The 11778-nt window shown below is 57.8% G+C and carries 11 protein-coding genes; 3 read left to right on the top strand and 8 right to left on the bottom strand.

Annotation, left to right across the window (positions count from 1 at the left end):
• Positions 1 to 6: 6 nt before the first annotated feature.
• From pssA to KGD89_RS04050, 4 genes are all read right to left on the bottom strand, one after another.
• Positions 7 to 864: a CDP-diacylglycerol--serine O-phosphatidyltransferase gene (pssA, locus tag KGD89_RS04065; protein WP_025258540.1), complete on the bottom strand. Its 858-nt coding sequence runs from the start codon at positions 862 to 864 to the stop codon at positions 7 to 9.
• A 145-nt stretch (positions 865 to 1009) separates the two neighbouring features.
• Complete coding sequence (gene ilvC, locus KGD89_RS04060; RefSeq protein ID WP_025258539.1) at positions 1010 to 2026, bottom strand: ketol-acid reductoisomerase; 1017 nt, start codon at positions 2024 to 2026, stop codon at positions 1010 to 1012.
• A 53-nt stretch (positions 2027 to 2079) separates the two neighbouring features.
• The gene (gene ilvN, locus KGD89_RS04055; protein WP_025258538.1) at positions 2080 to 2571 is read right to left on the bottom strand and encodes an acetolactate synthase small subunit; all 492 of its coding nucleotides are present in this window, start codon (positions 2569 to 2571) and stop codon (positions 2080 to 2082) included.
• A 2-nt stretch (positions 2572 to 2573) separates the two neighbouring features.
• On the bottom strand, positions 2574 to 4298 hold the full coding sequence (locus KGD89_RS04050; RefSeq protein WP_025258537.1) for an acetolactate synthase 3 large subunit: 1725 nt from the start codon (positions 4296 to 4298) through the stop codon (positions 2574 to 2576).
• A gap of 401 nt (positions 4299 to 4699) precedes the next feature.
• Between KGD89_RS04050 and KGD89_RS04045 the strand changes: the two genes are divergently transcribed.
• Positions 4700 to 5119 (top strand): DUF4124 domain-containing protein, encoded by a 420-nt coding sequence (locus tag KGD89_RS04045; protein WP_025258536.1) that lies wholly within the window; start codon positions 4700 to 4702, stop codon positions 5117 to 5119.
• Here the strand turns inward: KGD89_RS04045 and KGD89_RS04040 are convergent.
• From KGD89_RS04040 to mrcB, 3 genes are read right to left on the bottom strand one after another with little or no spacing between them, the layout of a single operon-like run.
• On the bottom strand, positions 5116 to 5442 hold the full coding sequence (locus KGD89_RS04040) for a YqcC family protein (RefSeq protein ID WP_025258535.1): 327 nt from the start codon (positions 5440 to 5442) through the stop codon (positions 5116 to 5118). The two genes, KGD89_RS04045 and KGD89_RS04040, sit on opposite strands and share 4 nt — an antisense overlap.
• Positions 5442 to 6176, bottom strand: a complete 735-nt coding sequence (locus KGD89_RS04035) for a tetratricopeptide repeat protein (protein WP_051427714.1) — start codon at positions 6174 to 6176, stop codon at positions 5442 to 5444. Before KGD89_RS04035 ends, KGD89_RS04040 begins: the two co-directional genes overlap by 1 nt.
• Before the next feature lie 16 nt (positions 6177 to 6192).
• Positions 6193 to 8517: a penicillin-binding protein 1B gene (gene mrcB / locus KGD89_RS04030; protein WP_025258534.1), complete on the bottom strand. Its 2325-nt coding sequence runs from the start codon at positions 8515 to 8517 to the stop codon at positions 6193 to 6195.
• Positions 8518 to 8647: 130 nt separating this feature from the next.
• On the opposite strand from mrcB, the gene KGD89_RS04025 reads away from it, so the two are divergent.
• On the top strand, positions 8648 to 10183 hold the full coding sequence (locus KGD89_RS04025) for a bifunctional aminoglycoside phosphotransferase/ATP-binding protein (RefSeq protein WP_025258533.1): 1536 nt from the start codon (positions 8648 to 8650) through the stop codon (positions 10181 to 10183).
• 95 nt (positions 10184 to 10278) lie between these two features.
• Positions 10279 to 10623, top strand: a complete 345-nt coding sequence (locus KGD89_RS04020) for a pentapeptide repeat-containing protein (RefSeq protein WP_025258532.1) — start codon at positions 10279 to 10281, stop codon at positions 10621 to 10623.
• 301 nt (positions 10624 to 10924) lie between these two features.
• Here KGD89_RS04020 and deoC read toward each other — a convergent pair whose 3' ends face one another.
• Positions 10925 to 11704, bottom strand: coding sequence for a deoxyribose-phosphate aldolase (gene deoC, locus KGD89_RS04015; protein ID WP_025258531.1), 780 nt, complete (start codon positions 11702 to 11704; stop codon positions 10925 to 10927).
• Positions 11705 to 11778 lie beyond the last annotated feature (74 nt).

The raw sequence follows: 11778 nt of genomic DNA, 5'->3' as shown, positions 1-11778 counted from the left end.
ATCCGATCAGTCGGCGGACTTGTGGCGACGAAGATGTAACAGGTATTGAACAGGCCCCGATAGCGCATAACCGAGGAAAATCAGCAGCAAAATGCGCGGCGGATCACTGAACACTACAGCGAATACCAATACGACCACCAGAATCGCAACAAACGGGACGCGACCTCTCAGATCCAGCTCCTTGAAGCTGTTGTACTTGATATTACTGACCATCAACATGCCTGCCGCGGCGACCAGCAAGGCCACCAGAAAAGACAGTTTCGACCCCTGGATACCGAAGTCGCTGAAAGCCCAGACCGTACCGGCAACCACACCCGCCGCAGCCGGGCTGGCAAGACCGATGAAGTAGCGTTTGTCAGCCTTGCCCACCTGGGTATTGAAACGGGCCAGTCGCAATGCTGCGCCAGCGACATAGATGAAGGCGACCATCCAGCCGACCTTGCCCATATCTCCCAGTGCCCAGCCGAATGCCAGCAATGCCGGGGCAACGCCAAAGGCAACCATGTCGGACAACGAGTCGTACTCGGCGCCAAAAGCACTCTGGGTATTGGTCATGCGCGCAACACGACCATCAAGACCGTCGAGGACCATTGCGATAAAGATCGCGATGGCAGCAAAAGCAAAGTACTTGCTCGCGGCGACCGAATCACCTGCGCTCAAGGCACTCTGGGCGCTCATGGAACTGATGATGGAGTAGAAACCTGCGAACAGGTTCGCAGTGGTGAACAGGTTTGGCAGGAGATAGATCCCGCGATGACGGACCTTGCGCCCTTCGGCGTCGTGGCCTTCCTCAACATGTTCATCGATAGGTAGCAGACTTTCGGCGTCAGAGGCCTTGTTCGGCTCTTCAGGACGTTCGCTCATGGACATTACCTTGCAGCGGTTTGAAAAGGTTCGACAGGTGTCTGCGACGAACATTCGCCAGCAAACGATGCAGCTTTATACCAGACACTGGCCTCATAACGAAAAAACGCGGCCAATTGGCCGCGTCCTTTGAGAACAGAAGAACTTAGTTCTTGTTCTTGTCGACGATCTTGTTCGCCGCGATCCAAGGCATCATGGAGCGCAGTTTTTCGCCGATGACTTCGATACCGTGCGCAGCGTTGTTACGACGCTTGGCGGTCATCGATGGGTAGCCGGTAGCACCTTCGCTGATGAACATCTTCGCGTATTCACCATCCTGGATGCGCTTCAGAGCGTTGCGCATGGCCTGACGGGATTCAGCGTTGATGACTTCAGGACCAGTCACGTACTCGCCGTATTCGGCGTTGTTGGAGATCGAGTAGTTCATGTTGGCGATACCGCCTTCGTACATGAGGTCAACGATCAGTTTCAGTTCGTGCAGGCACTCGAAGTAAGCCATTTCAGGAGCGTAGCCAGCTTCAACCAGCGTTTCAAAGCCAGCCTTGACCAGTTCAACGGTACCGCCGCACAGAACGGCTTGTTCGCCGAACAGGTCGGTTTCGGTTTCGTCCTTGAACGTGGTTTCGATGATACCGGTACGGCCACCGCCAACGCCCGAAGCGTAGGACAAAGCAACGTTCTTGGCGTTGCCCGAAGCATCCTGGTAAACAGCGATCAGGTCAGGGATACCGCCGCCTTTGACGAATTCGGTACGAACGGTGTGGCCTGGTGCCTTTGGCGCGATCATGATCACGTCCAGGTCAGCGCGTGGCACGACCTGATTGTAGTGAATCGCGAAGCCGTGGGAGAAAGCCAGGGTTGCGCCCTTCTTCAGGTTAGGCTCGACTTCATTCTTGTACAGCTGAGCCTGGAATTCGTCCGGGGTCAGGATCATGACCAGGTCGGCAGCAGCAACGGCGGAAGCAACGTCAGTCACTTTCAGGCCATGAGCTTCAGCTTTGGCGACAGTAGCCGAACCTTTACGCAGGCCAACAGTGACATCAACGCCGGAGTCTTTCAGGTTGCACGCTTGAGCGTGGCCTTGAGAGCCGTAACCGATGATGGCGACTTTTTTGCCCTGGATGATCGAAAGGTCACAGTCTTTGTCGTAAAAAACTTTCATGGAATTCCCCTGTTATCTATCTAGGCCTTCAGGCCATTTGCTAATTGAGTTAATTAAATGCTCAGCACTTTGTCGCCACGGGCAATACCCGTCACGCCACTGCGTACTGTTTCCAGGATAGCGGCAGTGCCGATGGCCTGAATGAAGCTGTCCAGTTTGTCGCTTGTGCCACTCAACTGTACGGTGTAGACGCTGGCAGTCACGTCCACGATCTGCCCACGGAAAATATCCGTGGTGCGCTTGATCTCGGCACGCTGAGCGCCAGTAGCCTTGACCTTGACCAGCATCAGTTCACGCTCGATGTGAGCGCTCTCGGACAGATCGACCAGCTTGACCACTTCGACCAGCTTGTTGAGGTTCTTGGTGATCTGCTCGATCACTTCATCGTGCCCCACTGTGGTCAGCGTCAGACGCGACAGGGTCGGGTCTTCGGTTGGCGCCACAGTCAGGCTTTCGATGTTGTAGTTACGCTGCGAGAAGAGCCCGACGACACGAGACAACGCACCCGGTTCGTTTTCCAGCAATAGGGAAATGATGTGCCGCATGATTATGTACGCTCCGTCTTGCTCAACCACATATCGCGCATGGAGCCGTCCTTGATCTGCATCGGATAGACGTGCTCGGTTACATCGACCTGAATGTCGATGAATACCAGGCGATCCTTCATGGCAAAGGCCTCTTCCATTTTCGGCTTCAAATCTTTCAGATCAGTGACCCGAATGCCGACATGACCGTAGGCTTCGACCAGCTTCACGAAGTCAGGCAGCGACTCCATGTAGGAATGGGAGTGACGAGCACCGTAGCTCATGTCCTGCCACTGACGGACCATGCCAAGCACGCCGTTGTTGAGCAGGATGATCTTCACCGGCAGACCGTACTGCAGGCAGGTCGACAGCTCCTGAATGTTCATCTGGATACTGCCTTCGCCGGTCACGCAGGCGACGTCAGCATCCGGGAAGCTCATCTTGACGCCCATGGCGGCCGGGAAACCGAAGCCCATGGTGCCCAGACCACCGGAGTTGATCCAGCGATTAGGCTTGTTGAAGCGGTAGTACTGAGCCGCGAACATCTGGTGCTGACCCACGTCGGAAGAAACGTAGGCTTCGCCCTTGGTCACTTCACACAGGGTTTCGATGACCGTCTGCGGCTTGATGACACTGCCATCGCCACGGTTGTAAGGGAACAGGTCGCCACCGGCACGCCACTCATCGATTTGCTTCCACCAGGCGGCAACGGACTCCTTGTTCGGGGTCTCGCCGATGTCCTTGAGGGTCGCGACCATTTCGGTCAGCACGCTCTCTACAGGACCCACGATAGGCACGTCGGCCTTGATGGTCTTGGAGATCGAAGCCGGGTCGATATCGATGTGGATGATCTTGGCGTTCGGGCTGAACTTGCTCGCGCCATTGATGACGCGGTCATCGAAGCGTGCGCCTACAGCCAGGATCACATCGGTGTGGTGCATGGCCAGGTTCGCGGTGTAACTGCCATGCATGCCGAGCATGCCCACGAACTGGCGGTCGGTGCCCGGATAGCAGCCAAGACCCATCAGGGTATTGGTGACCGGAGCGTTGAGCTGTTTAGCCAGCTCAGTTAGCGGCTCGGAACCGTTGCCCATGACCACGCCGCCACCGGCATAGATGATCGGACGCTTGGCGGCCAGGAGCATTTCGACGGCCTTGCGGATCTGGCCCGAGTGACCGCGGACAGCCGGGCTGTAGGAGCGCAGCTTGGCTTTTTTCGGGAATACGTATTCGTATTTCTCGGCCGGGTTGGTCATGTCTTTCGGAATATCGACGACCACAGGACCCGGACGACCGGACTGCGCCAGGTAGAAGGCCTTCTTCAGGACTTCCGGGATTTCCGAAGGATGCTTGATCATGAAGCTGTGTTTCACGATCGGACGGGAGATACCGATCATGTCGGTCTCCTGGAACGCATCGGTACCCACCAGGGTGCTGGCAACCTGACCGGACAGCACCACCATTGGAATCGAGTCCATGTAGGCAGTGGCAATGCCGGTGATGGCGTTGGTTGCACCCGGACCGGATGTCACCAGAACCACACCAGCCTTGCCGGTGGCGCGCGCATAACCATCAGCCATGTGAGTGGCGGCCTGTTCGTGACGAACAAGAATATGATTTACAGCCGGTTCTTTGAAGAGCGCGTCGTAGACATGCAGAAGGGCGCCACCCGGGTACCCGTAAATGTACTTAACGCCTTCGTCACGCAAAAAGCGGACGACCATTTCAGCGCCAGATAAAAGCTCCACGTTGTTCACCTCTAAAACGCCAGAATACCGTCCACTACGGAACGGGTCTTATTAGGTTTTACTGCCAAGCAGAGCATGAGCGACGGTGGTCGCCGACTACGTCAGCACTGACTGAGCAAGTATTGGGATGTCCCTGAGTGTTGCGGAACATTCCCACCCAGCGCGAGGTAACGCGTTGCGGGTGTTACAGGTCGGCGCGGGTGTGCGCCTCATGATCTACCGAGACGGTCTGCTTCTGGCAGTCCTTCTACAGCGAACTTTGAATTGTTGTGATTCGCCCCCCGCAAGTCAAGTAATCCGTGAGCTTTCTTCCAGGCAGCGGCTTATAAGGGGGACAGACCCGGACTCCAGAGCACTGTATATGGTAGCTTTGCGACGCACAGAATTTTCAAGGAAGTACCATGCGCTGGATGATCCTCGCGGCTGCACTCTCGATGGCGGTAAGTACAACCAGCCAGGCCGCACCAATCTACAAATGGGTCGATGCACAAGGGGTCACGCATTTCGATGCGCAACCGCCTGCCGGGCAGCAGGTAGAAGAAATCAATGTGCAAAAGCCACCAACCGCCCCTGCCGCATCAACGGCCAGCGAGCCGGATCCTCAACAGCAGGATATCGATGCCAAGGTCAAGAAACAGGTGAGGGCTCAGGAAGCCAGAATGGCCGACAATTGCGAAGTCTTGCGCACCAACCTTGCGCAACTGCAGAACAATCCGAGAGTGCGTGAGCAGACCGAGGGGGGAACAAAGCGCCTCACGGATGATGAACGCAAGGCGCGTGTTGCAGAAACGCAAAGGACGATTGCCGAATACTGCCGTTAAGACTGGCTGATCAGCTGGTCAAACTGCGCCAGAAGCTCCTGCAGTTTGCGTGCTTCACTCTGACGACTGGCGTAGACCATTTCGGCCATTTCCAGAATCCCCGACGAGTTGGGCAATGGAAGATCCCGCTCCAGGATGATTTTCATCCTCGGCAGGAAAACCCATTGCAGCCACTGCTCGAACTCCAGGGTATCGACGCTGAACGGCTCGGTGCTGGAAAGCGCTTCCTCACTGGGCGGCGTATCGCTCCACCAGCCCAGGACCCTCAGTTCACGCTCGATCAGCAACAGTTGCTCAGCCACTTCAGGCAGACGCTGATCCATCAGAGATTGACCCGGGCTTTTTGACGCGCCAGCGCTGCGCCAGCCGCATCACCCTGCTTTTCACGAGACTGGGCGATCAGCTCCCAGAGGCTCGCCTGCAGGCTTGCACGACCATTGGCATAGGTCAGGGCGCGACGGGCCAGTTGTTCTGCCTGGGCTGGATCACCCTGGGCCAGACGCACCTGAGCCAGACGATAAAGCACTTGCGGCTCGCGCGGTGCCACTCGCTGGGCACGCTCAAGGCTCGACGAAGCACCGTTGAGGTCACCGCTGCCTTGCTGCTGCTGAGCCGTGGTCAACAGAGCCAGTACCGGGCCATCCAGTTGCTCGTCAGCCGACAGGCCGGACGAACCGGACGGAATACCGGTCGGTGCCGACGACGCCGGCATGCTGTAGTTGCTCACCGGAGCCGAATTGACTGGCTGCTGAGCAACCGGAGGCGTGTCGATGGTGAACGAGGACTGGGATGAAGGCGCAGAGAAGCTCTGGCCGGCACCTGCGGCACCACCACTGCCCGGAACCATCACGACCACACCGGAATCCTGCGGCACAGCCTGGGCCTGCGGAGCCTGGGCAGTATTGGCTCGATAAGCTGTATTGCGCGAAGCCGAAACACGCTCGCTGTTAGAAACCCTGGAGCCCGAATCCACGACCGGGATCGAGCCACGCTGCACGCTGGAACAACCACTGAGCAACGCCAGGGTCGTTACAGCCGGAATCAACCATTTATTCACGTCACACCCTCATTGCTTAATTCAACCAACCCTTGACCCAGTCCAGCACTTCAGCGGCGGGTGCCGGGCTACCGCTACAGGAGGCACCGGGCTGAGGTTCACTGCCGCGAATATACGGCATCTGTACGGCATTCGGGCAATTGGCATCCGACCCCTGACCGGTCTGGGCATTGACCCAGGCCTGGACCACGTTATCCGGCATTGCCATGTCCAGCGGCAGCGGGTCGGCCTTGCGCATGAAACTGGTCCAGACCTGCAAGGCTCCACTGGCTCCGGTGAACGGCGTCTTGCCGTTATCGTCACGCCCCATCCACACCACTGCCAGCAGATCCTGACTGAAACCTGCAAACCAGCTGTCGCGCGAATCGTTACTGGTGCCGGTCTTGCCCGCCAGATTCAAGGTCGATGGCAAGACGCTGTAAACCGACTTGGCGGTCCCTTCACGCATCACCCGCTGCATTGCGTTCTGCACCAGATAAATGGCGCCCGGATCGAAACGCTGCTCGATCTGGAACGGATAACGCTTGAGCGGTTCACCCTCGGCAGTCAAGACGCTGCGAATACCACGCATCGGGGTATTGAAGCCGCCGCTGGCAATCGTCTGGTACATGGTGGCGATTTCCATCGGACTCAAGCCGCCAGCCCCCAGCAGCATCGAAGGATACGCTGGCCATTCGCGTGTCACGCCCAGCTTGGCGAGGGTCTTGAATACATTGGGCACGCCCAGCTCAAGACCCAGCTTGGCTGTCGATAGGTTGTAGGAATGCGCCAGCCCCTGATACAGGAAAATATTCCCGTGGGCCTTGCGATCGTAGTTCTGTGGTTTCCAGACCTGGCCGTCCGCACCCTTGACCTGAAACGGCTCGTCGGCCACCCAACTGGTCAGGGTGTACTGGCTCGGGCGCTCAAGCGCGGTGAGATAGATCGCCGGCTTGACCAGCGAGCCGATAGGCCGCACGGCATCGATAGCGCGGTTGAACCCGGCGAATCCGGCCTGACGACTGCCCAGCAAGGCTTGCACCTCGCCAGTCTCGGGATTGGTCACAACCATGGCCGCCTCCACTTCGTCCGCACCTTTACGCCCGGCCAGTCGCTTGAACGTGTCGTCCATGGCCGCTTGGGACTTCATCTGCAGGATCGGATCGAAACTGGTGAAGATTCGCAGCCCTTCTTCGGTCAAGTCTTCGTCGCGATAGTCTTCACGCAACTGACGCTTGACCAGATCAAGGAATGCCGGGAACGAACTGTCCGCAAGGCTGCCGGTCTTGGTCACGCCCAGAGGCATCTTCTTGGCGGCCTCGACGACTTGCGCAGTAGCAACACCCTGTTGCTCCAGCAAGTCGAGAACCAGATTGCGACGTTCAAGAGCACGCTCGGGATTGCGACGCGGGTTGTAATAGGAAGGCCCCTTGACCAGGCCGACCAGCAACGCAACCTGATGAATCTTCAGCTCCGACAATGGCTGGCTGAAGAAGTACTGGCTGGCCAGACCGAAACCATGCACCGCACGCTGACCGTCCTGACCGACGAACACCTCGTTGAGGTAAGCCTCGAGAATTTCCTGCTTGCTGTAATGCAGCTCCAGCAACACCGACATCATGGCTTCGGTCAGCTTGCGCGTGAGGCTGCGCTCGTTGGTCAGGTAGAAGTTCTTGACCAACTGCTGGGTCAGCGTACTGCCGCCCTGACGCATCTGCCCCTGTGAGGTATTGACCCAGACAGCACGGGCAATGGATTTGGGCGATACACCCATATGGCTGTAAAAATCACGATCCTCGACTGCAACCAGGGCATCGAGCAGATACGGAGGTGCCTGATCGAGCTTGATCAGGATCCGGTCTTCCAGATTTTTCGGATACAGGCCGCCGATCATCAGCGGTTCGAGACGGGCCACCGCCAGTTTTGCACCACTGCTACCAGAGGTCAGGTCCGCCACATAGTCGCCGGAAAAACGCACGCGGACCTGCTGCGCAGGATCAGTGCCTTCGTAGAATTGAAAACCACGGGTGTTGAGATCGACTGTATTGCCATTGACCGCTGCAGCGCCTGGCCCGTTGGCCACGCTTTCGCGGCGATAGCCCAGCGCGTCGAGCTCGATGAGGAAGTCATCGCGGCTCAGTTTCTGGCCGACGAACAATTCCAGAGGCCGGGCGTAGACCTTGGCCGGAATGGTCCAGCGCTTGCCGGAAAACTTCTCCTGGACCACCGCGTCCAGGTAAACGGCAACGCAAGCCAGCGCCACAAAACCGACGATACTGAGCTTCAGCACCCAGCCCAACCACTTGGGAAGGCCACGGGGAGCTGGTTTTTTGGAAGTACGAGAAGTGCGAGATCGAGTCATGGCCGCGGATTATACGCACTTTGCCAACGACCGACAGACACCTGCGCCAGCGGTTTGCAGCCTCGCGCCGAGCGGCCATAATGGCCGCCATGAGCACTTACATTCTGAATCAACTCTTGAAGGATCGCCCGTGAGCCAGTCACTGATTGCAGCCCTGCAGAATCCCGCCCTCTTTCCCCATCCAGTGGAGAACTTCCGGGTTATCGAGACGCACATTTCATGGGTCCTGCTCACCGGCAGCTATGCCTACAAATTCAAGAAACCGGTCAATTTCGGCTTTCTGGATTTCACCACGCTTGCCGCTCGTGAACACTTCTGCAATGAAGAGTTGCGTCTGAACCAGCGCCTGACCGAAGGCCTCTATCTGGAAGTCATTCCGGTCACCGGCTCGGAAGAAGCACCCCAACTGGGTGGCAGCGGTGAAGTCATCGAGTACGCCCTCAAGATGCGCCAGTTTTCGCAAGAGGGCTTGCTCAGTTCCCTGCAAGCCAAAGGCGAACTGACGGTCGGGCACATCGACGAGCTGGCCAGGCAGATTGCCGATGCCCACCTCAGTGTGCCAACAGTCACCACCGAGAACGAGCTGGGTTCTCCTGACAGCGTCATGGCGCCGGTCCTGCAGAACTTCGAGCAGATTCGCCCGTTCCTCAGCGAAAAAGCCGATTTGTTACAGGTTGATTCCCTGCAAGCCTGGGCCGAGTCCAGCTTTGAGCGCCTCAAGCCTCTGCTTGCCCAGCGCAAGGCAGACGGTTTCATCCGCGAATGCCATGGCGACATTCACCTGGGCAATGCCACGGTCATCGACGGTAAAGTCGTGATCTTCGACTGCATCGAATTCAACGAGCCATTCCGCATGACCGACGTCTACGCCGACATCGGTTTCCTGGCCATGGACCTTGAAGACCGCGGCCTGAAATCCTTGTCGCGTCGCCTCATCAGCCAGTACCTGGAACAGACCGGCGACTATGCGGGCCTGGAACTGCTCAACTTCTACAAAGCCTATCGCGCTCTGGTGCGTGCCAAGGTCGCGCTGTTCAGCCAGCCTGCCGACGCCGACGAGGCCCAGCGTGCCGCTACGCTGAGCAAATATCGCAACTACGCCAACCTGGCCGAAAGCTACAGCGCCATTCCATCCAGTTTCCTGGCCATTACCCATGGCGTCTCTGCCGTGGGCAAAAGCCATGTGGCAATGCGTCTGGTGGAATCGCTGGGCGCCATACGCCTGCGTTCGGATGTCGAGCGCAAGCGCCTGTTCGCAGAGAGCGCCGAGCTTTATGGTGCCGAAACCAGCAAGGCAACCTATGACCGACTGCATGCTCTGGCAGAAACCATTCTGCGTGCTGGCTTCTCGGTGGTCGTCGATGCCACTTATCTCAAGCGCGAACAACGTAATGCTGCGGCCAAAGCTGCCGAAACAACAGGTGTGCCTTTTCTGATTCTGGATTGCGAAGCGCCTCAGGCCGTCATTGCCGGCTGGCTCAAACAACGCCAGGAACAGGGCAGCGACCCTTCGGACGCAACTCTGGAGGTGATCGAGGCTCAGCAGGCCAGTCGCGAGCCACTTGAGGCGGACGAAATCCTGCGCAGCAAGCACGTTGAAACCAGCAAAAGCAGTGACCTGGAAGAACTGGTCGAGAACCTTCGCCAGCGCTTGCCAGGACTGTGAAATGAACGTCGAGCCGTTGGGCAGCTAGCGCTTCACGGCTCGACAATGATGGCGATATAATGGCGCCATAATTCCAACAAACCACAGAGGCACCCATGAGCCAGCCCAAGCAGCTCGATTCGCCGCTTTACATGCTGTTGCGTAGAGATGATGTCGAAGGCTTCAATCAGGAGAAGCCCAAAACAGGCACGATCGATATGGTCGGTGGGGATTTCCGTGGCCTGGACTTGCGTGCTCTTGATGCGAGGGGCATCGACTTTACCGACGCCTACTTCCGCTCTGCCGACCTTCGCGGCCTGGACTTGCGCCATACCCCGATGGAAGGCGCAAGCATCGCGCATGCACAAATCTCTGGCGCGTTCTTCCCGCCAGAGCTATCGGCGGACGAGATCCGCATGTCGGTGACCTTCGGGACCCGCATGCGCTACCACACCCGCTAGGCAACACCTGTATCAAGCCTGCGTGCGCAATGCATGCGGGCTTTGTGTTGCGTTGATTTTTTGATGTCTTTCTTCATACCTTCTTCGCGAATGAATTCGCTCCTACCGGATTTGGTGGGGCATTGATGCGTGAAAAAAGAACTGTTGACTTAGAAATGAGAATCGTTATGATTATCACAACCGGTCGCGAGACTGGCCGATAACCTGAAAGACCTTGGTTCGGACTTTCAGGATTATCTCCTCATCAGGCTAATCACGGTTTTTGACCCGGCTTTTTGCCGGGTCTTTTTTTGCCTGTCGTTCAGGATTTCCTGAGGTCCGGCTCCAGTACGCCCAGGCACACCAGCAAATCGTCCAGCAGTGTCGAAGATCCAAGGCGCACCCTGTCGACATTGATCCAGTGCGGCCCGAAACGGGAGCGCGCCATGTCCATGAAGCCCCTTGCATCGGCAAAAGTACGGATTCCTCCGGCGACCTTGAAACCCACCTGCCCGCCCACCTCGGCAATGGACTCCAGCACGATGCGCACCGCTTGCGGCGTGGTGCTGGCCAGCCCTCGACCGGTGCTGGTCTTGAGAAAGTCGGCACCACACAGAATGGCACTGCGACAGGCATGCAGGATGATCTGAGGATCACGCAAATCACCGGTTTCGAGGGTAACCGTCAACGCGACGCGACTGCCGCACGCAGCCTTGCAGGCCGTGATCATATCCATGCCGGTCTGCTGGTCGCCGGACAGAAGAGCACGAAACGGATAGACCACATCCACCTCGTCAGCACCAGACATCACCGCTGCACGCACCTCCGCCACCACAGGCTCGATGCATGGGCCGCCATAGGGGAAGTTAGCCAACGCCACCACCCGGATACCCGGGGCCTGCAGACGATCAAGAGTCGTGCGTGCCAGACACACGAAACGTGGCGACACAGACACCGCCGCGATCGCCCCCAAAGGCGTCACCGCGCGTTGACACAGGGCGACAATCCGCTGTTCGGTGTCATCACTGCTAAAGGCGAACAGATCAAGCAGGCTCAACGCCTGGAGAGCCAGTCGCTCGTCATCTGCTGTCATTTCCTGCATGGCATCCCGCTCCGAAAAACATGAGCAGGACAATATAGGAGCGGTCCTTGCCAGACATGAGCACACCTCAGTCA

The sequence above is a fragment of the Pseudomonas cichorii genome, from assembly GCF_018343775.1.
GTDB classification, from domain to species: Bacteria; Pseudomonadota; Gammaproteobacteria; order Pseudomonadales; family Pseudomonadaceae; genus Aquipseudomonas; species Aquipseudomonas cichorii.
This window is presented reverse-complemented; position numbering and strand designations above follow the sequence as displayed.

Coding starts and splice junctions, on each gene's coding strand:
- pssA (WP_025258540.1), bottom strand. CDS start 864: ATGAGCGAACGTCCTGAAGAGCCGAACAAGGCCTCTGACGCCGAAAGT.
- ilvC (WP_025258539.1), bottom strand. CDS start 2,026: ATGAAAGTTTTTTACGACAAAGACTGTGACCTTTCGATCATCCAGGGC.
- ilvN (WP_025258538.1), bottom strand. CDS start 2,571: ATGCGGCACATCATTTCCCTATTGCTGGAAAACGAACCGGGTGCGTTG.
- KGD89_RS04045 (WP_025258536.1), top strand. CDS start 4,700: ATGCGCTGGATGATCCTCGCGGCTGCACTCTCGATGGCGGTAAGTACA.
- KGD89_RS04040 (WP_025258535.1), bottom strand. CDS start 5,442: ATGGATCAGCGTCTGCCTGAAGTGGCTGAGCAACTGTTGCTGATCGAG.
- mrcB (WP_025258534.1), bottom strand. CDS start 8,517: ATGACTCGATCTCGCACTTCTCGTACTTCCAAAAAACCAGCTCCCCGT.
- KGD89_RS04020 (WP_025258532.1), top strand. CDS start 10,279: ATGAGCCAGCCCAAGCAGCTCGATTCGCCGCTTTACATGCTGTTGCGT.
- deoC (WP_025258531.1), bottom strand. CDS start 11,704: ATGCAGGAAATGACAGCAGATGACGAGCGACTGGCTCTCCAGGCGTTG.